Consider the following 20,730-nt stretch of genomic DNA (forward strand, 5'->3'; position numbering starts at 1 on the left):
AGGGGGTCCCTTTTCAGATTGCCGCGGGGTCCCTTTTCATCTTGCCGCTACCAAACGCGAGCTCGAGCTCGCCATCCGCGCGGCGCTCGGCGCCGGACCGTGGGCGGTCGCGGGCCTGGCGATGCGGACGGCGCTGCAACCGGCGGCGGCCGGCATTGCGCTCGGGCTCGCGGCCGCGGCCGGCGCCAGACGGATGATGGCATCCGTGCTCTTCGGCGTGGGCGCGCTGGACGTCGTGACCTGGGCCGCAGCCTGCGGGGCGCTGCTCGCCGCCTGTGTGACCGCGGGATATCTACCGGCGCGCCGCGCCGCGCGGATTGATCCGATGACCGCTCTGCGGGCCGAGTGACGACAACTGGACGCGCCGGCGCCTGTTGCGTGCTCGCCGCTGCTCATCCAGCGTGGGCGTTGCGCCGCCGGGCTGGATCGACGAGCACGACGAGCGACGAGAGTACGAGCAGGCCCGCGCCGAATGCCGCGAGATCGGCGGGCCCGATGTACCCGGCTCGCAACTGTTCCAGGATGGCGGGCACGGCAGCCGGCAGGCCGGCCACCAGCCCCGCGAAGAACAGCAGCGAGACGCCCCAACCAATTCCACGCCTGCTGATCTCATCGCTCAGCCAGATGAGACACGCGGTGATCGCGGTGACGGACAGGACGAGGGTGAGTCTGAAACTCCAGCCGGGCTCGGCCACGAGCGGCAACCCCTCCGGGACGACGGTCTGCTGTTCCAGCCAGATCGCGATCCCTGTCGCCTGCGCGACACCCAGCATCAGCGCGACACCCCGCACGGACCATGCCATCGTCCGGCGCCCGGGGGCGCCCCGGCCACGCGCGAATCCGAGCGCGGTCGCGAGATAGGCGATGCACAGTGCCGTGACGTAGGGCATGATGCCGAGCGCGAAGATCGTGCCTCCTCCGAGGTTGCCGCCGGTGAAGAGGTCGTAGAGCCCGAGCGCGCCGTGTCGGGTCACGGGTGCGAGCGCGTCGGTGTTCACGCCGGGCACGGGTACATGCGTCCCGAGCCAGTAGAGACCGATGGCCACCAGGCCCAGGAACGCCAGCGGCCGATGTTCCGCAACGTATCTTGCAGCACGTCCACCCAGTACGCTCATCGTCTGCCTCCAGAACCACCGCGCTGACCGACCGTTTTGCCACTCTTCATACAAGTCGCCCACCAGCGGGCTGCTGGCGTCCTCCAGCCGGCCCAGGAGCCATGTTGCCAATCGGGGTGGTCTCATGCACGTCCGCCTTCCAGTTGCGGCAGGCCTTCCCAGAGCACGGACAGCGCCTCCCGTGTGGAGCGGGCCTCGCGCACGCCATCCGGCGTCACGCGGAAGTACCGCTTCGCGCGGCCCCCGCGTTCCGGCGTGGGCTCTCCGAGCCGGGACGTGACCAGGCCCTTGTCCTGCAAGCGCTCCAGCGCCGCGTAGACGCTGCCTATCGCGACCTCGCGGCCGGTGCCGACCTCGAGCGTGCGCGAGATCGTGACCCCGTACGCAGCATCATCCAGCCGGATGACCGCCAGCAGCACCATCAGCTCGAAGTTTCCCAGGTAGGGTCGGCCCGCCATTTCTTTTATTTTAATGAAGAAATACGGATGATGCAAGCGAATTGCCGACTGCACCTTTCGTCAAAGGCGGCCGCGCGTCATTCCAGGCGCAGCGCCGCCGCCGGCTCGACCCGTGCGGCCCGCCGCGCCGGGAGCCACACGCCCGCCAGCGCGACCGCGGCCAGCAGCAGCGGCACCGCGGCGAAGACCACCGGATCCCGCGGCGCGACCTCGAAGAGGAAGCCGGCGACCAGGCGGCTGAGGCCGTACGCCGAGGCGATGCCGAGCGCGACGCCGACCAGCGCCACCGCCATGCCCTGCCGGATCACCAGGTTGCGCACCCGGTCCGAGTCGGCGCCCATCGCGAGGCGGATGCCGATCTCCTGCGTCCGCTGCTCGACCGAGTACGCGCTCAGCCCGTAGATGCCGATGGCGGCCAGCACCAGCGCGGCACCGGCGAAGATGGTCAGCAGGAGCATGAGGAAGTCCGAGCGCGCCGTCGATCGCGACACGACGGCCTCCATGCTCAGGAGCCCCGCCACGGGAATCCCGCCGCTCGCGACCCGCAGCTCGTCCCGAATCGTCTCGCCGAGGGCTTGCGGCGCGCCTCGGGTGCGCACGATCCACGAGAGGGGGAACATGCTCACGAGGTTGGCGTTGTGCGCATCGGGGACCTGCGCCCAAGGCACGTACATCGTGGGGCGGGGCTCGACGTCGAGGCGCCCGTCCCGCACGTCCCCGACGATGCCGACGACCTGCCGGGTCGGGCCGCCGACCACCGGTCTCCCCTTCGCGATGGTGATGCGATCGGCGAGCGGGTCGCCGTCGGGCCAGAACTGCCGCGCCATCGACTCGTTGATGACGACCACCGGTGCAGCCCCGCCATCGTCCCGATCGGTCAGCGCGCGGCCACGCACGAGGGGGATGCCGAAGGCCTCGAAGTAGCCGGCCGAGATCGGCGTGAATGCCCCCCCGCCGTGGAACGGCCCCTCGAGGGGAAGGCCCTCGATGACGAACGGCAGGCCGAGCCCACCCCGCAGGGGGATGCAGCACGCCGCGGCGGCCGCCTCGACGCCGGGCAGGGCCGTCAACCGTTCGCGTCCCGCCCGCATCACGTCGCCGATCGCCCCCGAGGCGTCGAACCGGCCGCCGCCCAGCGACATGTTCATCGTCAGCACCCGCCGTGCGTCGAACCCGGGGTCGACGGCGCGCAGGTTGAAGAATGTCCGGATGAAGAGGGCCGCGCCGACCAGCAGCACCAGCGCGAGCCCGACCTCGCTGACAACGAGCAGGGCGCGGGCCCGCTGCTGGCGGAACCCGCTGCCGGTGCGGCTGCCGCTCTCCTTGAGCGTCTGCGTCAGGTCCGTCCGCGAGGCGCGCAAGGCGGGGAGCGTGCCGAACACCAGGCTCGTCGCCAGCGACAGCGCGACGGTGAAGGCGAGCACGCGCCAGTCGAGGTCGACCCCGGCGCCGGCGGGACCGATGCGCGGGATGTTGCCGGGGTTGACGGCGAGAAGCAGGCGGATGCCGAGCATGCCGACGCCCAGCCCCAGCACGCCTCCCGCGGCAGACAGCACCAGCCCTTCGGTGAGAAGCTGGCGGGCGATGCGGAACCGCCCCGCCCCGAGCGCCGCGCGCACCGCCAGCTCGCGCTTCCGCGCGGCGGCGCGAACCAGCAGCAGGTTCGCCACGTTCGCACAGGCGATGAGCAGCACGAGGCTGACGGCCGCCATCAGGATCCAGAGCGACGACCGCACGTTGCCGACCACGAGGTCCGGGAACGACCGCACGCCGAACGACTGGTTCGGTGTCAGGACGTCCGGGAAGCGCTGCCGGAACGTCTCGGCCGCAGGCTGCAGCCCCGCCGTGGCCGACTCGACGCTCGCGCCCGGCGCGAGCCGTCCGACGGCGCGGAAGAAGTGGCCGTTCATCGCGCTGTTCGGATCGATGCGGAACGGCAGGTACACGTCGGGCGCGCCTTCCGGTCCCTGTAGCGCTTCCGTGTCGAAGGGGCCGAGGACCCCGAGCACGTTGTGGGCGTCGCCGCCGATGGGCAGCGTCCCGCCCACGATGTCCGCCGCCCCGCCGAAGCGGCGCTGCCAGAACCCGTGGCCGAGCACCACGACGCGTCCGCCGTTCGGGCGGTCCTCGTCGGCGGAGAAGGTGCGGCCCGCCACGGTTGTGGCGCCGAACAGCCGGAAAAAATCGGCCGTGACGGATCCGGCCACGATCTGCTCCGGCTCGCCGCCGGTCAGGTTGGCGGTGTTGAACAGGTACGCGGAGACGTCCTGCAAGGCGCCGGCGTGCTCGCGCCACACGTTGAACTTGGTGGGCGAGGCGATGGGAAACGAGCGCTGGGGTCCGGTGGTCTGGAGGACGACGAGCCGGCTCGGCTCCGGGTAGGGCAACGGTTCGAGCAGGACCGTGTTGACGACCGAGAAGATCGCCGTGTTCGCGCCGATCCCCACGCCCAGCGTGAGGACGACGACCAGGACGAATCCCGGGTTCTTCAGGATGCCCCGCACCGCGTACCGCACGTCCTCGATGATCGATTCAAGCATCGGAAACCCCGCCTGATCTCTGAGTGATTCCTTGATCTGGCCAACCCCGCCGAACTTCACGCGGGCCATCCGGCGGGCCTCGCCGGGCGCAATCCCGGCACGGACGTACTGGCTGGTGAGGAGCTCGACGTGCATCTCGAGCTCCTGCTCCGCCTCCCCCTCGAGGCGGCGGCGATCACGCAGATCCCGCAGGCGGGAGGCGAGTGCGACGACCCGTCGGCACAGGGTCATCGGTTGAGGCTCACGCGTCCTCCGACAAGCGCAGGAGCCGCGCCATGACCCCGGCGATGCGCTCCCAGTCTTCCGTCTGGGCGGCGAGCTGACGACGGCCCGCGGCGGTGATCGTGTAGAACCGGGCGCGGCGGTTGTTCTCCGAGCGCCCCCAACTGGCCGCGATCCAGCGCTGCTGCCGGAGTCGCAACAACGACGCGTAGACCGTGCCTTCGTTGAGTTGCAGCACGTCGTCGCTGATCTGCTCGATCCGCCGCGCGATGCCGTACCCGTGCTGTGGCCCGAGCACGGCCAGGGTCTTCAGCACCATCAGATCCAACGTGCCCTGGAGGACGTCGGCCCGCCCCTTTCCTATGGTCATCGCACATGAGTATGCGGGCAGTCCCTGTCGGATGTCAACAAGAAGAAGGCGGCGCGCCGAGATTCCGCGTTCGAGGGGCCGGCCGTTTTGACAGACGTGATCCGACGTGCTACTTTAATAGCCTGTGGCTAAAAAAATAACGGCGTGCGGGCCGCTGGCGCACGGTCGCGCCGGTCGAACTCCGATGCGCATGCGGGCGCCGTCGCACGGCCGGCCGTCGCGTCGCGAGCGACAGATCGTCGCCGGCGCGCAAACGGCGCAAGGGAGCGCCGGTGGCTCCGCGGAGGCGCCAAGCGGCAACAGGCCGGACGGAAACGACGCGAGCGGGGAGCGGGAGGAACTGTGACGAGCCTGCTGGCCGCGTTGACCGTCAAGGTGTCGGCGATCCTGTTCCTGACGCTGGCCGGCGCCCGCTGCCTCCGCGCGCGGTCGGCGTCCGCGCGGCACTGGGTGCTGGCCGTTGGCGTCCTGTCGGCGTGCGCGGCGCCCGCGCTCCACGTCCTGCCGATGCCGCCGGTGGTGCGGGTGGCGCCGGTGGAGCTGCTCGCCTGGAGTGCCGGGCCGCTGTTCGAGGCGCTCCCGCTGCGCCCCCTGGTCCCGTTCGCAGGGCCGGCAGGTCCCGGTTCGCCCGGAGCCGCGCGTGGGTCGGAGCCCGGCGGATTCCGGCCCGGCCGACCTCGACCCGCGGTAGCTCGCACGGCGTTCGCTGCCGGGGTCGGCCGGTGGGCGGTGGCGATCTGGCTGGTGGGCGCGGTGGGCAGCACCATGGTGCTCCTGGTCGGGCTGGCCAGGCTTCGCTGGCTCCGCGCGGCGTCGTGTCGTGTGACGGACGGGCCGTGGCATCGGCTGTGCGGCGACCTCGCGCGGTCGTGCGAGGTGAGACGCGGCGTCGACCTGCTGGTGGGTCCGCGTCCGGGGTTGGCGGCGACGTGGGGCTGGCGGCGGCCGGCGGTCATGCTGCCGTCGGGGGCGTTCGAGTGGTCGCCGGAGCGCATGCGCGTCGTGCTGCTGCACGAGCTTGCCCACGCGCGCCGCGGCGACTGGCTGCTGCAGATGGCGGCCGAAGCGCTGCGCTGCGTCTGGTGGTTCAACCCGCTGGCATGGTTGGTCCGAGCCCGGCTGCGCCGCGAAAGCGAGCAGGCGGCCGACGACCTGGTGCTGGCGCAGGGCGTTCCGGCCACCACCTGCGCGACACAGCTCGTCGAACTCGCGAGAGAGGTTCGGAAACAACGGCGGACGTGGTTGCCGGCGCCGGCGATGGCGCGTCCGTCAAACCTGGAACGGAGGTTGTCCGCCATGTTGAATTCGCACACGAATCGGCGTCCGCTGACGCGCTTCGCCCGCTTCTCGAGCCTGGGCTCGATTGTGCTGGCCTCGATCGTCGTTGCCGGCCTGCAGGTCGCCGCGCAGACGTCCCGGATCGCCGGCAACGTCGTCGACCAAGCCGGGCACGTCGTGCAGAACCCCGGCCTGACGCTCACCAACCGCGCAACCGCCGAGCAACTGCGGGTGACCGGCGACGACGCCGGCCGCTTCGAGTTCGCCGAGCTGGAACCGTCGGAGTACAGCCTCGTGGTGAGGACGCCGGGCTTCGAGAGGCTGTTTCGACGGTTCTCGCTCGAAGGGGGCGAGCAGATCGAAGAAGAGCTGGTGCTCCGCCTCGGCTCCGTCGAGGAGACCATCGTGGTGACGGACACGGGTGAGTCGCTGACCGCGGCCAGGACGATCAGCGCCGCCACGCGGGAGCGATACCGGCAGAACCGGACCCGGGGCGGAACCATCGCGCCACCGATCAAGATCCGGGACGTAGCCCCCGTCTACCCCGCATCAGTGCGCGGCAGCGGGTTCGAGGGCAAGATCGTTCTGGAAGCGCTGATCAGGACCGACGGGACCGTCGAGGTGCTGCAGATTCTGGCCCCGGTGGACCCGGAGACGATGACGACGGTGTACCCCGACCTGGCCCGCTCGGCGGTGGAGGCGGTCGGCGGCTGGCGCTACGAGCCGACGCTGCTGCACGAGGTGCCGGTCGACACGCGGATGACCATCAACGTGACCTTTCGCCCGTAGTCCGCGACGCCGGCATGCTCGGTTCGATCCGCCGCCGGCCGGTGACCGTTGAGAGAGAGGGCACCTCGAGGATCCTCGTCGCGCCCGCAGAACTGACCGATGACCACGGACGTCACGACTTCAGGGGATGTCGCCACCGGAATCGCTCAGTCCGAAGGCGGCGTCGGCGTTGGCAGTCGTTTCCAGCCAGTCGCGATAGGCTCGATGATCGCGCGCGTGTCTTCCCGGTGCGCGTAGACGAGCACGTTGACGTCGGGAAGGATCACTCCACGCCGTCCACCACGTCGAGCAGGGATGCCGAGTCATCCAGATCGATTCCCGGACGCAGGCCACCCCGGCCGGTAGTCGTGAGGCGGACGCGCGTGCGCGGTTCGGCGATCGTTCGAGCCAGTCGGGCGCGTAGCGACTCCTTGATGATCGCCGTCAGCGTCATGCCGCACCTGGCCGCCTCCCGCTTTGCTTCCCGCAGGAGACTGTTCGCCAGTCGAATGGTGGTCCGCATGATGCATAAGCATGTCTCATGTGCATCAATATGCCAACGAATGGCTCGAGGCGCGGCCGTTACCCATCGCGCTGTCGCGCCCACCGCAGCGCCGAGCTGGCCGTCACCGCCATGACCGCCGCCAGGAGGTTGAACAGCATGTCGATCGGGTCGAACACGCGGCTGGGCAGCGTCAACTGGATGCACTCATCGATCACCCCGATCAGCGTCGCCGCCAATACTGCCAGCAGCGCCGGCGCGGGGACGCGGCGGCCGTGGCGCGCCCGCTCCGTGAGGGCTTCGTGGATGAACAGGGCGACCACGCCGTACTCGATGAGGTGAGAGCGCTCGGTCGGGATCGACATGCGGACGAAGACCAGGAGGTAGGCGGCCAGGACCCCCAGCGCCACGGCGAGCTCGGCTCCCCCCGGCCGCACCCTGAGCCCCTGCGTCACCGCCGTCGCCACGACCAGGAGGCAGCAGGCCAGGAAGAGGCCGACGCCCAGGTTGAGGTGACCGAGCAGGTCGAACAACGTCCGCGCCAAGCCGAGGGTGGAGTAGATTGCCACCACGACGGCCAGCGTCCAGGCCCAGAGGCGCCGTTCGCGTTCGGATGCGAAGAGCGACAAGGAGAGCCCTTTACAGTCTGGACTGCATTCTCCCTCGCCGGTTCCGCAACCATTCCGCCAAGCGGCGGCCGGCGCAGCAGTCGACCAGGAACCTCACCGCCGCTCCACCGAGACCGCGGCGAGCGTGTCACCCGCGATCACCGCGTGCGCGTAGGCGATGCACGCTCGGATGTCGTCCTGTTCGAGCTTCGGGTAGTCGTCCAGGATTTCCTCCGAGCTCGCTCCCTGCGCCAGCAGGCTCAGAATCGTCTCCACCGACAGGCGCATGTTCCGGACGATGGGCTTTCCGCCGAACACGTCCGGCCGAGCGGAGATCCGCTTCAGTAGTTCCGAGTTGTCCATGCGCTCCGACTCCTTCTTCAGCAATTCGATACTGTACTACCGGGCCCCGCGAGCTCGGACCATGTCACCGGCGTGTGGAACGTGGGCCGGCGGATCCCCTCCCTCTCGACGCACGGGGATCATGGGACGCTCCCCGAATCGCCGAGCCGGGCTCCCGTATCCGCCTGCCGGTAGTCGAAGAACTCCTGCGTGAACGTCGCGGCATACTCGCCGAGTGCGGTCGTGGCCCGCCCCGACAGGGTCATCCGCGCCGGCATCCAGACGCCGCGGACGGGCGCCAGCTCCATCACCGCCTGCAGGCCGTCGGACCGCACGAGCCATCGGAACCGAAGGAAGTCGAGCCCGGCGTTCTCGAAGGCGTACTGCACTATCTGGTGAATCTCGGGATCCACCCACAGCGTTACCATCGACGTCTTGACGATCCCCCGATTGATCCGCTCGCCGGCCTCCTTCCAGAAGGCGCCGGTCGGGTAGAACTCGATGCGCACGACCTCGCGGCCCGCGACGGTCTCGCGGCCGACGAAGTAGTACTCGCCCGGTTCCAGCGTCCACTCCAGGAAGTAGAAGAAGTCGGTGACGAAGCGGGGCTCGGGGTCTCCCTGGTCGACCAGCTCCTGGGTCTCGGTACCACGCGTATCATCACCCGTCAGCAACTCGGTGCGCCGCCGCTCTTCCTCGCGCAGCCAGGACCGTTCGTAGCCGCGCCGCGTCGCGTCGTCGATGCCGAGACCATCTACTCGCACCGGGCTGCGCACGGCCGTTCCTTCGCGGACGTACCACTCGTACTCGCGCACGCGTCGAAAGCTGGAGAGTCGACTGTCCGGCGGAGCGTCGAGCTCGAAAGAGGAGGTCTCTCGCAGGACGAAGTCGCCCAGCCGCCGCCACGGTGCGGCGTCCCGCCGGGCGAGCACGCGCTCCATGAACCGGTCGATGTCCTTGTCGTTGTCGTTCCGGTGGGCGTGCGGTTCCCCAGCGTGCGCGGTCGCCGTGCCGGCCTGCCTGGACGAGACCGTCGCGACCGGCTGCGTGCACGAGACCGCCGCGCCGGACGGTGCGGAAGCGAGCGTCGACGTGGTCGCCGTCGTCATGGCGACGGTGAGTGCCGCCAGCAACACGAGCGGTCCGTGGCGAGACGCCGCGTCGTACTCAGAGCGGCAAGGGACCCGCGTGGCGAGGCGCGACGAGGGATGTTCCGTGTGCATGTCGGTCCTCCGTTCGTGGGGCGGGCGCGCCGCACGGCGCTACGCATTGCACGGCGGATGCCAACGGCTGGTCAATTGCCAACTCATTGAGACAAAGTGGTTTGGTTGGTGTGAAGAAACGTGGAACGCGGCTCGATTCAGGGTGGAGGCTGGACACCACGCGCCAACTGCTGTGCATTCAATGCACCTACACCCCCGGGGAGACGAATGGCATTCCCGAGTCGAACGGGGCGGAAGGGCTCGCGCCACGTCGGCGCTTGACAGGCCGAATCGCGGCTACCGATACTCGAGAAGCGGTTCGCCGGATCTACCGAACGGGGCCGACACCATGAGACCTGCGGCACACCCGGACGAATGGCGGCCTCTCACGCCGGGCGACGGCGAGTCAATCGACCGATCGGCGCGGCGGGAGCCGTGGACCGAGGCGCGGTACCTGCAGTTGACGCAGCGCTCCCGGCGGCTGCTCGAGTTCACGGACGGCCATCTCGATATCCTGCCCATGCCGACGGACCAGCATCAGGTCATCGTGCGGTTTCTGTTGCTGGCTCTGTTTCCGCGTGCACAGGAGCTCGGCGGTACGGTGCTCTTTGCCCCGTTGCGGCTGCGTATTCGCGACGGAAAGTTCCGGGAGCCGGATCTGCTGCTCGTGCTCGACGCGAACGATCCACGCCGAGGCAACGACTTCTGGACGGGCGCCGACCTGGTGATCGAGGTCGTCAGTCCCGACGACCCTGGCCGCGACACGCAGGACAAGCGGCTGGACTACGCGGAAGCGGGGATTCCCGAGTACTGGATCGTCAATCCACTCGACGAGACGGTGACGGTGCTCGTGCTGCGAGGGACCGCCTACGTTGAACATGGCGTGTTCCGGAGGGGACAGCAGACCGATTCCGTCTGCCTGCGCGACTGCCCGCTCGACGTGGCGAGCGTGTTCGACGCGAAGTGACACACTTCGCCGCAGGCTGCTCCTGGTGTCAACCAGACGTCGTGGCGCCGCACAGACGCGCCGATTCCGCAAGCGACCCCAGCGCAAGAAGCGCCGCGCCGCGGTAGTAGCCGGTCTCGGCGTGCTTGTCCACGAGCGCGAGACAGGTGGGAGCCCAGGCAAGCACGTGGTCCCGCAGGAAATCCTTCTGGGTTTCGAAGCATCTCCCAAGTTGAGATGCGTCGCCCGCGGCTGCGGCCTGAGCGGCCAGGTCCGACAGCGTCGCCACGAACGCCAGCTCCAGCCCCAGGTGATCGTCCGGCTCGCGGTGCATCGCCGGCGCCTGCACGCCGAACCGCTTGTAGAGCTCCCGGACCTGCAGGGTCGACTCCTGGAAGGTGAGCTTAGTCTTGCTGCGATAGACCGACTCCCAGGGTGCGGCCAGCATCTCGCCCGGCCCCACGAAGAGCCGGTTGAAATCCCACGTCAGCGCGTCGAGCTGCGCCGGATTCCAGCCGTGGCAGAACTCGGTCAGCAACACGAGCCCCGCGGCGGTTCTGTCGTCGCCGGACGGGAAGGGCCAGGCTTCGAACAGCCGGTCCCCCGCGAAGGCGGCCAGCCACTCGGGGCGCGGCGCCTCGTAGAAGCACCGGCCGAGGAAGTGGTAGGCGAGGGCCTGCTCCTGCTGCCGCCGCCGCCATTCGGCCGGTATCGTCCGCGCTTCGTCCGGCGCGGGGGCGGTCAAATGCCGACCCTCACCTGCATGGCGTAGAAGAGGAAGCGCCCACACACCTCCGACGCCGTGGTGAGGCCGAACGCGCCGCACGTGAGAGCGGAAGCCAGAGGATGGGGCGAGTACCCGGAGGACCCGGAAGATCCCCCGGCTCTGCGAATGCTCGCAAGAACACCACCGAGTGCCGCGGCGGCCGCGCCCAGCAGTCCCAGCCGCAGCAGGAGGATGCCGCCGTAGTCGCCGGTCAATCTCTGCACGCTCGCCGCCGCGGCCGGCAAGGGATTGGCGGCCAGCGAGGAGAGGTGGAGCGGCACGACAACGAACTCCAGCGCCAGCGCCGCGATGCCGGCCAGCGCGAGTCCCCGCAGGGTCGCCGCCGGCGTCCCGCGGCTGGTCACGGGATCTCTTCCCGACAGAGCGTCGCCTGTCAGCGTGAGGCGCTGCGCCGCCAACCCGGCGGCCACGCCGAGGATGCCCAGCCGCAGCGCCGTGCCCCCGAACCCGGCGGGCGTCGCGAAGCTGTTCCAGGCCGGCTGGGCCGGCAGCAGGTAGATGGCGATCTGGCAGCCGAGAAACGCCAGGCCCGCCACGGCGGCGAGTCGGGGCAGCCACGTCGCGAGCGCTGGATTCGCGGGCGTCGGATTCGCCGGCTCCGGACCGGTCTCGCGCCGCCCCCTGGCCGGATTCGCTGATGGCGGACCGGCTGGCGCCGGATTCGCCGCGCGCCGCTCTTGCGCCGAACTCACTGCCCCCGAATAGGCCGCGCGCCACTCCTGCGCCACGACCGCACTCAACAGCGCCGCGAAGAGGCTCCCGAAGACGATCTCGCGGCTCAGCCAGGACGACGAGAAGTTCACGACGGCCCGCGCCGCCTGCAGCGGAGTGGAGAGATGAAAGAGGGCCGCGAACAACCCGGCCGACAGTACCGCGAGAACCGCGAGAAGCGGGGCGCGGTCAGACTCTCGACCGGCATCGGAACCTCCCCGCCGCGCCGACAGGTACTCCAGCACCCGCAGCGTAAGGAATGCGCCCACCGCCGCCTGCGTCAGGACCGTGAAGAACACGAGCGACCAGTCGCGCGTCTCCATGCGGCGCGCGGGTCAGGAGCCGACGAGCTTGAGCGGGATGAAGCGGATCGCCGGCTTGGTGATCTCCGCGTCGGGCAGCGGGCCGAACTCGGCCATGGCGCCCGGCTTGGCGGCCACTTCGTCCAGCGTGCCCCACTGCAGCGCCTTGGTCGGGCACGCCTCGGCGCACGCGGGTCCGCCGGTGCCGGCGTCGATGCGGTGCGAGCAGAAGTTGCACTTCTCCATCTTGCCGGTCTCTTCGCTGAACTGCGGCGCGTCGTAGGGACACGCCCAGGCGCAGAGACGGGCGCCGATGCACTTGCTCTCGTCGACGATGACGATGCCGTCGTCCCGCTTCGTGATGGCGCCGGACGGGCAGGCCTCGGCGCAGACGGGGACCTCGCAGTGATTGCACGACATCGAGACGTGGTACATGTAGGGCCCGCCGTCCTGGTCGCCCTCCACCGTCCGCACCTTGCGCCAGCGCGGACCCAGCTCGACCCCGTTCTCGACCTTGCAGGCGACCTCGCACGTGCGGCAGCCGGTGCAGCGGTTCGCGTCGAAGAAGAACGCCACCTGCTTTTTCGGGCCGCTCATGCCGCGTCCCCCCGGGATGCCCCATCCCCGCCGGCGACCTCGACCATCGACGAGTTCAGCGTGTGTCCCAGCGAGATCGGCTCGTACTTGTCGGGGCTCAGGATGCTGGCCGTCTGCTTCTCGTTCACGCCGCCCCAGCCGGTGGTCACGCTCACCACCCCGCGCAGGATGCCGCGGGTCACGTGCGCCATCGCCTCGATCTCGCCGCGGTCGTTGAAGACGCGGATGCGGGCCCCTTCCTCGATGCCGCGCGGCGTCGCGTCGTCGGGATGGATCTGCAGCACCTGGCTGGCCCAGATCTCGGTCAGGAAGTCGTGGTGGTGGAAGCTGGAGTTGACGTGGTTGTGGTTCTTGCGGTTGATGAGCTGCAGCGGGTATCGCGCGGCCCGCGTTTCATCCACCCACGGCGCCTCCACCGGATGCAGGTACTCGAGCAGCGGGTCGAAGCCCCGCTCCTGCAGATACGTCGAGAAGAACTCGATGCGCCCCGACGGCGTGTCGAACTTCTTGTCGGCGAACGGGACCCACGGGTCCGGCATGGGATTGATCGGGCCCTCCTCGAGCTGCTCGAGGCTCACCCCGGTCGGCTCCAGCACGTGCCGCAGCAGGTCGTCGTCCGGCTTGTCGAAGTCGTCGCCGAAGCCGAGCCGCCTGGCCAGCTCGGTCAGGATCCAGCGGTCCGGGCGCGATTCGAACAGCGGCTCTATCGCCTGCTGCATGAGCTGGATGTAGCGGCTGCGGACGCCGGCCAGCAGATTCCGGGTCTCGAAGAGCGTGGTCACCGGCAGGACGAAGTCGGCGTAGCGCGCCGTGGTGGTCATGAAGATGTCCTGCACGACCATCAGATCGATGTTGTCGAGCCCGGCAATGATCTTCCGCGTGTTGGGGTACTGCGTCAGCACGCCCGTCCCCGCCACGTGGATGGCCCGGATCGGATGCGGCTTGCGCTCGACCAGGTACTCCCCGAGCTTGGTGGCGGGAATGCCGGCGATGGGCTCGTTGCGCTGGACCGGCACCGGATAGTTGATGTTCCCGCCCTGCCGCAGGTAGCCGCCGTTGTCGTTGACGCCGCCGCCCAGCATCCCGATGTTGCCGGTGAGCGAGGCCAGGTAGAGGTGGCCGATGACCGTCAGCGTGCCGTGGTCGGTGCGCTGCGCGCCGGCCATGTTCTGGATGATCGCGGCGGGCCTGACGGCCGCATACTCCCGCGTGACCGGGGCGACCGAATCGGCCGGGGCGCCGGTGATGCGGTGCACCACTTCAGGGGTGTAGCGCGCGGCGATGGCGCGCATCCATTCGAAGACGGGCTGGTAGCGGACGCCGCCGACCGTGTAGTCGCCGCGCAGGGCGGGCCGTATCCCCGGCGTGTCGGGGGCAACCGGCCGGCCGCCGATCTCGTCCCAGACGACGAAGCTACCCGGCCCGCTGCCGCCGTCGGTCAACAGCCGCAGGTCACGCAAATCGACCGGCAGCGTCTCGCCGCCCGCCGGCCAGCCCCGCGACTCGGCCTGCAGGTCGCAGCCGCGCTCGCCGAGGCGGACCAGGAACGGCGCGTTGGTGAACCGCCGGACGTACTCCTCGTCGAAGAGCCCTTCGTCGAGCAGCACCTTGACCATGCCGAGGGCGTAGGCGGCGTCGGTGCCCGGCCGGATCTGTATCCAGCGGTCCGACAGGGCCGCCGTCTCGCTCAGCCGCGGGTCGATGGTAATCAGCCGTGCGCCGTGCTCTTCCCGGGCCTGGAAGAGGTTCTTCATGTAGCCCTGGTTCGAGACCGCCGGGTTGTTGCCCCAGGCCAGGAAGAAGCGGCTGTGGACCCACTCGTCGCGGAACTCCGACCGTCCGCCCCCGAAGATGGCGTTGAACCCCGAACTGACCGAGGCGCAGCAGAGCTGCGAGATGATCGGCGTGTTGCCGCCGAAGCGGTTCCAGAAGGCCGAGTAGAGGCCCCGGACGCCCGTCGACAGCGACGACCAGTTGCCGGTCCCGCCGAAGGCCAGGAACGCCTGGTTGCCGTCCTCCTCGAGGATCCGCTGGTAGCGCTCGGCGATGGTGTCGAGCGCCTCCTCCCAGGTGATCCGTTCCCAGCGGTCCTCGCCCCGCCGGCCCGCCCGGCGCATCGGGTACTTGAGCCGATGGGGGCTGTAGAGCTGGCGGATGCGGGAGATGCCGCGGGCGCAGGCGAGGATGTTGAAGTCCGGATCGCCGGTCACCTTGACCAGACGGCCGTCCTCGACGTGGGCCAGCAGCGCGCAGTGGAGGCACTCCGGGGTGTTCGCGGTGCGGACGATGCGGGTGCCGGCCGCCGCTGCCGCGGCGGCCCCCGCGCCGGAGACGCCGGCGGGCGCCCCGCCGGTCGGATAGCGGGACAGGAGCAGACCGCCGCCGCCGAGGGCCGACGCGCCGCCCACGAGGGCGCTCCACTTCAGGAAGCTCCGCCGCGACTGCATGGAGGCATCTTATAGCGTTTCGTCGAGAACGCAACTCGCCGCCGGGATCCTTCGGAGACTGCGCGTCCGGGGTCGTGTTGCGGTTGCTATAATCGGCGGTGTCGTTCAGCGCCGCCCGACACACGTTTCCCCCCGATCTGCACGCCGCGCTCGCCGAGCTGTTCGAGACCACGCACGAGGGCATCTATCTCGGCACGCTTCCGCTCCGGGGGGAGGGCGTCACTCTCGGCGCCAATCCCCACTTGAAACTGATGTTCGGCTTCCCGCCGGAGGTCGACAAGAACGAGGTCCGCCCCTTCGACGGCGACCGGTTCGTGCATCCCGAGGCTCGGCGGACCTTCGTGCAGCGGCTGACGCGCGACGGCGCCGTGACCGACTACCTGCTCCGGTTGCGGCGGGCCGACGACAAACCGATCTGGGTCGAGGTCAACGCACACCTTGCCGTTCCGGGCGTGCCCGAGCCGGCTCGCGTCGGGGCGCTGCTGCGCGACGTGAGCGAGCGGCGCAAGATGGAGGATCATGGCCGCGGCGTGTACCACGAGCTGCTGCAGTACGAGAAGCTGGCGGCGCTCGGCCAGACCGTATCCGGCGTGGCGCACGAGCTGAACAATCCGCTCGCCACGATTCTGACCTGGTCGGAACGCCTCGCCGGGCGCTCGGTCGACGCGCTGACCCGGCGCGGCATCGCGACCATTCTGAGCGAATCCGAACGCGCCGCGAAAATCGTCCGCAATCTGCTGACGTTCTCGCGCAAGCACCACACGACGCGCGGCATGGTGGACCTGAACCTGGTAGTACGCGAGACGCTGTCACTCCGGACGTACGACCAACGGGTCTCCAACATCACCACGATCGACGCCCTGGCGACGGGCCTCCCGCAGGTGTTCGCCGATGCGCATCAGCTCAAGCAGGTACTTCTGAACCTGGTCATCAACGCCGAGCAGGCCATGCTGTCGGCGAGCGGACGCGGCACCCTCATCGTCCGCACGTGGCACGAGGCCGCCGGCGGGTGCGTGGTCCTGGAGATCAACGACGACGGTCCGGGCATTCCGGACGATGTACGGCCACGCATCTTCGACGCCTTCTTCACGACGAAGTCGGCCGGGACGGGAACGGGGCTCGGCCTGACGGTCGCGAGCCGGATTGTCGAGGATCACGGCGGCAAGCTCGATATGCAGTCGGCCCCGGGGCGCGGCGCCTCGTTCTACGTGCGGCTCCCGACCAGCACCGGGCTGCCGCGGCCCGGGGCGACCTCCCCACCGCGGGAGCAACCGGTTGTCGGACGAGGCTCCGCGGTGCTCCTGGTCGAGCACGAGCCCGCGCTCGCAGAAGCCGTGCGCGATGCCCTGAAGGATGCAGGATTCCTGGTCGACGGCGCCCCGGATGGTCAAAAGGCGCTCGAACAGGCACGGACCCGGACGTACGACCTGGTGATCTGCGACCTGAAGATGCCGCGGCTGGACGGACAGGCATTCTACCGGGCGGTCGCCGGCACGGTGCCGTCGCTCGCGCGACGGATCGTATTCGTGACCGGCGACGTGGTCACGGCCGATGCCGAAGCGTTCCTGGAGGAGAGCGGCTGCCGCTGGCTGCGGAAGCCGTTTCGCCTGGCCGATCTCCTGCAGGTGGCGCGCGAGGTCAGCGCCTGACGGGCGGTCAGGGCGCGGCGGCGGCGGGCCGGACCGCCGGCTGCCGGAGGTCTGCCTTTGCCATCCTCATCTTCGGACGCGCGCGCGGAAGCGTCCGGTTTCCGGCAGCGGCCAGCGTCCCCTTGAACTGCTCCGGGGCCAGGTCGGGCGCGAGCTGCGCACGCAGCTTCCGGATCGCTCGTGCGTGGAGCTGGGAGACGCGCGACTCGTTGACGCCGATCTCGGCGCCAATCTCCTTCATCGTCGCATCGCTGTAGTAGTAGAGACCGATGATCCTGCGTTCACGATCCGGCAGAGCGGCAATCGCCGCGCGCACGCGGTCGTTGACCTCCGTCTCCTCGCAGACCTTGTCGGGGGTCGGCGATTCGGGCGGCGTCAGCACCGGCGGCAGATCCATGCCTTCGATGCTATCGGCGGTCGCCAGCGGCGAGGTCGACTCGATGATGTTGATCCGGTTGATCGTGCGGCCGAGCGCCGCTTCGTCCGTCCCGATGTGATTCGCGAGGTCGGCCAGCGACGGCTCGCCGCCGAGGTCGTTCCGCAGCTTCTCGCGCGCGGCCTCGAGCTCACGCCGCACGCGGCGGATTCCGCGCGGCCAGGCGCCGCGACGCAGGGCGTCGATCATCGCGCCGCGCACGCGCCGCTCGGCGAACGTCTCGAACTTGATGCCCCGTCCCTCGTCGAATCGCTCCACCGCGTCGATCAGGCCGAGCATCCCGTCCTGAACCAGATCGCCGAGATCGATCGAGTGCGGCATCGAGGCGGCCAGGCGCCGAGCCATCGCGCCGACGAACGGCACACCCGCCTCGATGCGCTCCTGCTGTGTCTTGGTGCGCGTGTTGTTCTCCATGCCCGGTTCAATGGCAATGACCGTGCCAACACGAAACCGCATGGACGCGTGCCTTCGTGCGCACCTGTAAACCCAGTCTTGTCAGTGGGTTATGTCCCGACATGACCGCGGGGTGTTTCTTCTGCGGCGTGCGGGCGGCGGCCGGACCGTCATTGGGTTGACGGCTGATCGCGGCCGACCGTCAATGCCTTGACATCGGCTGACCCACGGGTCGGCCGACGACGCAGCAGGCGCGCCGATCGACCAGGAAACAGGCTGTTCTCGAGGGGTCTGCGTCTTGACCACCGCCGCACCGAGCGTCAGAATACCGACACTTCCCCCGGCGAGCTGGACCACCGTGGCAGAACAAGAAAGGCACCTGCTCCTCGTCGAGGACGAGGCGCCCCTGCGCGAGGCGACCGCCGAGCGGCTCGTCGAGCACGGCTATCACGTAACGGAGGCCGAGAGCGGGGAAGCGGCGCGGGACCTGCTGGCCGAGTTCGCCTTCGACATCCTCATCACCGACCTGCGTCTGCCGGGCATCGACGGCGCCGAAGTCGTCGAGCTCGCACTCGAGCGCTACCCGGAGATCGTCGCCGTGATCGTCACCGGCTACGGCACGGTGCAGGACGCGGTATCCGCCATCAAGCGTGGCGCGACCGACTTCGTCATGAAGCCGTTCCCGTTCGACCATCTGCTGCACATCCTCTCGACGGCGCTGGAGCAGCGGCGGCTGAAGTCCGAGAACGAGTACCTCCGCTCACAGCTCCAGGAACGCTACCGGTTCGAGGGCATCGTCGGACGGAGCCGGCCGATGCGGGATCTCTTCCAGCTCCTCGAGACCGTGGCCGCCACGACGAGCACCATTCTGATCACCGGCGAGACCGGCACGGGCAAGGAGCTCGTCGCCCGCGCCATCCACCACAACAGCCCGCGCCGCCATCAGCACTTCGTGGCGATCAACTGCGGCGCCATCCCCGACGCGCTGCTCGAGGCCGAGTTGTTCGGCCACGTGCGGGGCGCGTTCACCGGCGCTTTCACCAGTCGGCCGGGGCGGCTCGAGCAGGCGCATCGCGGGACGCTGTTCCTGGACGAGATCGGCACGATGAGCACGAGCCTGCAGGCCAAGCTGCTGCGCGCCCTGCAGGAGCGCGAGTTCGAGCGCGTCGGCGGCAACGAAACGCGGCGCGTCGACGTTCGGGTGATCGCCGCGACGAACAGCGATCTCGTCCGCCTGGTCGAGGAGGGCCACTTCCGGGAGGACCTGTACTACCGACTGAACGTGATTCCTCTGCATCTGCCGCCGCTGCGGGACCGCCGCGAGGACATTCCGCTGCTCGTGCAGGACTTCGTCGAGCGCATTGGAACGGCGCAGACGCCGCCGCGGCGCGGTGTCGTCGTGTCGCAGAACGCGATGCGGCGCATGATGGCGTTCCAGTGGCCGGGCAACGTGCGGCAGCTCGAGAACGCCGTCGAGCGTGCGCTGGCCCTGAGCCCGGGCCGGTCCCACATCGAGACGACCGACCTGCCGAGCGAGATACAGGCCGCGGTCGAAGGACCGCTGGACGCGGCCATCTCCCTCCCGGAGACGGGGCTGGACCTGCAGGACCACCTGCAGCGGATCGAGCGCGCGTTGATCGGCTCGGCGCTCGAGCGTACAGGGGGCAACAAGCAACGTGCCGCGCAACTCCTCGGCCTGAAGCGCACGACCCTGATCGAGAAGACGAAACGCTGGCCGTGAGCGCTATGCAAAGACCCCGAGCGAGTCGAACGATCCCTTCAGCACGGCCGGGGCATCGTCGAACTTCAACCACTCCTCGATCATCGTCGCGTAGACGCGGCGGAAGTCGGTGGTCTTGATCAGGTTGCCGTCGTCGAGCGCGGTCAGGCTCGGATGCGTGCCGTAGAGCCCGCCCTGCACGTGGTTGCCGACGACGAACATCGGCGTCGCGGTGCCATGATCGGTGCCGAGGCTGCCGTTCTCCTCGACGCGGCGCCCGAACTCGGTGAACATCACGATCGCCACGTCGTCCGCCCGGCCGATCCGCTTCAGGTCCTGCGTGAAGCCGCGCACGGCGTCGGCGGTGTAGGCCAGGAGCCGCGCATGCGGGTCCGCCTGGTGCACGTGCGTGTCGAACGAGTTGCCCTGGTACGCGACGTAGTAGATGCGCGTCGGCATCTCGGCGTGGATCAGCGAGGCCACCTGCCGCAACTGCCCTGACAACCCGCCGATGCCGTAGTCGACCGGCGTCCGGTACGAAGCAGCGGCCTGCCGCACGAACTCGGAACTCTCCGCCGCATTCTGCGCCGTGCCGGCCAGGAACTCCAGGGTCGCGTTGCCCCGCGCGCCGTCGGCGGCCATGCTCGCGAGCGCGTTCTTCTCGCTCTCGGCGCCCTCGCGGCGGAAGGTGCGGGGATCGTTGAACACGAGCGGCGAGTGGTGGCGGCTGCGGACCGCGAGCGACTGTCGGGTCCCGATGTTCACGATGCGGTTGCCCTGCGCGTCGTGGTCGTAGGCGCCGTCGGCCAGCCGCCCGAGCCAGCCCAGCGTCTCGCCGCCGTTGGGCACGCCGGTGTGCCAGCAACCCATCGACGAGAAGTGCGACAGGCTCGGGTTGTCGTAGCCGCAGCCGTGCACGACGGCCATTTCGCCGTCCTTGTACAGGCGCTCGAAACCGACCAGCGACGGGTGGAACCCGTAGCCGTCCTCGATCTCGATCACCTCGGACCGGGGAATGCCGATGGTCGGCCGGGCGCGGTAGTACGCGTCGTCGGCGAAGGGCACCACCGTGTTCAGGCCGTCGTTGCCGCCGGAGAGCTCCACCACCACGAGGATGCGCTCCGGGCTGGTCTCCATGCTCGTGCCCTCTAGCGCCCTGGCCGCCAGCGCGGCCGAGGTCCGGTTGAGCAGCATCGGCAGCGTCGCGCCGACGCCCAGGCCGTACATGCCCTTGACCAGGAATTCACGTCGCGAACATCCACACTTGAATCGAGCCATCGTTGTCCCCCAACTCCCGCGGCTTCGACGGCGAGCCGCCCGCGTGTCGCTTCGGCCCT

18 protein-coding genes are annotated in these 20,730 nt (G+C 69.5%); 5 read left to right on the top strand and 13 right to left on the bottom strand.

Annotation, left to right across the window (positions count from 1 at the left end; translation table 11 throughout):
* On the top strand, nucleotides 1–349 hold a 349-nt coding region (locus tag F4X11_04695), incomplete at its 5' end, for an FtsX-like permease family protein (GenBank protein MYN64312.1).
* 43 nt (nucleotides 350–392) lie between these two features.
* Here the strand turns inward: F4X11_04695 and F4X11_04700 are convergent.
* The 4 genes from F4X11_04700 to F4X11_04715 all read right to left on the bottom strand — a co-directional run bounded on the left by F4X11_04700 (nucleotide 393) and on the right by F4X11_04715 (nucleotide 4,705).
* A complete protein-coding gene (locus F4X11_04700; protein ID MYN64313.1) occupies nucleotides 393–1,241 on the bottom strand; it encodes a hypothetical protein in 849 nt (282 codons plus the stop codon).
* Nucleotides 1,238–1,573 carry a PadR family transcriptional regulator gene (locus F4X11_04705; GenBank protein ID MYN64314.1) on the bottom strand — a complete coding sequence of 112 codons (336 nt, stop codon included), beginning with the start codon at nucleotides 1,571–1,573 and terminating at the stop codon, nucleotides 1,238–1,240. The genes F4X11_04700 and F4X11_04705 overlap by 4 nt, the downstream gene beginning before the upstream one ends.
* 77 nt (nucleotides 1,574–1,650) lie before the next feature.
* Complete coding sequence (locus F4X11_04710; GenBank protein MYN64315.1) at nucleotides 1,651–4,248, bottom strand: ABC transporter permease; 2,598 nt, start codon at nucleotides 4,246–4,248, stop codon at nucleotides 1,651–1,653.
* Nucleotides 4,249–4,354: 106 nt separating this feature from the next.
* Nucleotides 4,355–4,705: a PadR family transcriptional regulator gene (locus F4X11_04715; protein ID MYN64316.1), complete on the bottom strand. Its 351-nt coding sequence runs from the start codon at nucleotides 4,703–4,705 to the stop codon at nucleotides 4,355–4,357.
* A gap of 342 nt (nucleotides 4,706–5,047) precedes the next feature.
* Between F4X11_04715 and F4X11_04720 the strand changes: the two genes are divergently transcribed.
* Nucleotides 5,048–6,772 carry a TonB family protein gene (locus F4X11_04720; GenBank protein MYN64317.1) on the top strand — a complete coding sequence of 575 codons (1,725 nt, stop codon included), beginning with the start codon at nucleotides 5,048–5,050 and terminating at the stop codon, nucleotides 6,770–6,772.
* 262 nt (nucleotides 6,773–7,034) lie between these two features.
* On the opposite strand, the gene F4X11_04725 is transcribed toward F4X11_04720, so the two are convergent.
* The 4 genes from F4X11_04725 to F4X11_04740 all read right to left on the bottom strand — a co-directional run bounded on the left by F4X11_04725 (nucleotide 7,035) and on the right by F4X11_04740 (nucleotide 9,426).
* Nucleotides 7,035–7,274, bottom strand: a complete 240-nt coding sequence (locus tag F4X11_04725; protein ID MYN64318.1) for a DUF2191 domain-containing protein — start codon at nucleotides 7,272–7,274, stop codon at nucleotides 7,035–7,037.
* A gap of 59 nt (nucleotides 7,275–7,333) precedes the next feature.
* Nucleotides 7,334–7,882 carry a VanZ family protein gene (locus tag F4X11_04730; GenBank protein ID MYN64319.1) on the bottom strand — a complete coding sequence of 183 codons (549 nt, stop codon included), beginning with the start codon at nucleotides 7,880–7,882 and terminating at the stop codon, nucleotides 7,334–7,336.
* 93 nt (nucleotides 7,883–7,975) lie between these two features.
* Entirely contained in the window at nucleotides 7,976–8,224 is a 249-nt protein-coding gene (locus F4X11_04735; GenBank protein ID MYN64320.1) for a DUF433 domain-containing protein, read from the bottom strand.
* A 119-nt stretch (nucleotides 8,225–8,343) separates the two neighbouring features.
* The gene (locus F4X11_04740; protein MYN64321.1) at nucleotides 8,344–9,426 is read right to left on the bottom strand and encodes a hypothetical protein; all 1,083 of its coding nucleotides are present in this window, start codon (nucleotides 9,424–9,426) and stop codon (nucleotides 8,344–8,346) included.
* A 328-nt stretch (nucleotides 9,427–9,754) separates the two neighbouring features.
* Here F4X11_04740 and F4X11_04745 point away from each other — a divergent pair, with 328 nt between their 5' ends.
* Nucleotides 9,755–10,372 carry a Uma2 family endonuclease gene (locus F4X11_04745; GenBank protein ID MYN64322.1) on the top strand — a complete coding sequence of 206 codons (618 nt, stop codon included), beginning with the start codon at nucleotides 9,755–9,757 and terminating at the stop codon, nucleotides 10,370–10,372.
* Nucleotides 10,373–10,400: 28 nt separating this feature from the next.
* On the opposite strand, the gene F4X11_04750 is transcribed toward F4X11_04745, so the two are convergent.
* From F4X11_04750 to F4X11_04760, 3 genes are all read right to left on the bottom strand, one after another.
* Complete coding sequence (locus tag F4X11_04750) at nucleotides 10,401–11,924, bottom strand: hypothetical protein (protein ID MYN64323.1); 1,524 nt, start codon at nucleotides 11,922–11,924, stop codon at nucleotides 10,401–10,403.
* Nucleotides 11,925–12,184: 260 nt separating this feature from the next.
* Nucleotides 12,185–12,748, bottom strand: a complete 564-nt coding sequence (locus F4X11_04755; GenBank protein MYN64324.1) for a 4Fe-4S dicluster domain-containing protein — start codon at nucleotides 12,746–12,748, stop codon at nucleotides 12,185–12,187.
* Nucleotides 12,745–15,195 (bottom strand): molybdopterin-dependent oxidoreductase, encoded by a 2,451-nt coding sequence (locus F4X11_04760; protein MYN64325.1) that lies wholly within the window; start codon nucleotides 15,193–15,195, stop codon nucleotides 12,745–12,747. Before F4X11_04760 ends, F4X11_04755 begins: the two co-directional genes overlap by 4 nt.
* Before the next feature lie 98 nt (nucleotides 15,196–15,293).
* Here F4X11_04760 and F4X11_04765 point away from each other — a divergent pair, with 98 nt between their 5' ends.
* Nucleotides 15,294–16,844, top strand: coding sequence for a response regulator (locus tag F4X11_04765; protein MYN64326.1), 1,551 nt, complete (start codon nucleotides 15,294–15,296; stop codon nucleotides 16,842–16,844).
* A 7-nt stretch (nucleotides 16,845–16,851) separates the two neighbouring features.
* Here F4X11_04765 and F4X11_04770 read toward each other — a convergent pair whose 3' ends face one another.
* Nucleotides 16,852–17,736 (bottom strand): FliA/WhiG family RNA polymerase sigma factor, encoded by an 885-nt coding sequence (locus F4X11_04770; GenBank protein ID MYN64327.1) that lies wholly within the window; start codon nucleotides 17,734–17,736, stop codon nucleotides 16,852–16,854.
* Between the two features lie 316 nt (nucleotides 17,737–18,052).
* Here F4X11_04770 and F4X11_04775 point away from each other — a divergent pair, with 316 nt between their 5' ends.
* Entirely contained in the window at nucleotides 18,053–19,414 is a 1,362-nt protein-coding gene (locus F4X11_04775; GenBank protein ID MYN64328.1) for a sigma-54-dependent Fis family transcriptional regulator, read from the top strand.
* Between the two features lie 3 nt (nucleotides 19,415–19,417).
* Here the strand turns inward: F4X11_04775 and F4X11_04780 are convergent, their stop codons facing one another.
* On the bottom strand, nucleotides 19,418–20,671 hold the full coding sequence (locus F4X11_04780; GenBank protein MYN64329.1) for a DUF1501 domain-containing protein: 1,254 nt from the start codon (nucleotides 20,669–20,671) through the stop codon (nucleotides 19,418–19,420).
* Between the last annotated feature and the right edge of the window lie 59 nt (nucleotides 20,672–20,730).

This window comes from Acidobacteriota bacterium, assembly GCA_009861545.1.
Classification (GTDB): domain Bacteria; phylum Acidobacteriota; class Vicinamibacteria; order Vicinamibacterales; family UBA8438; genus WTFV01.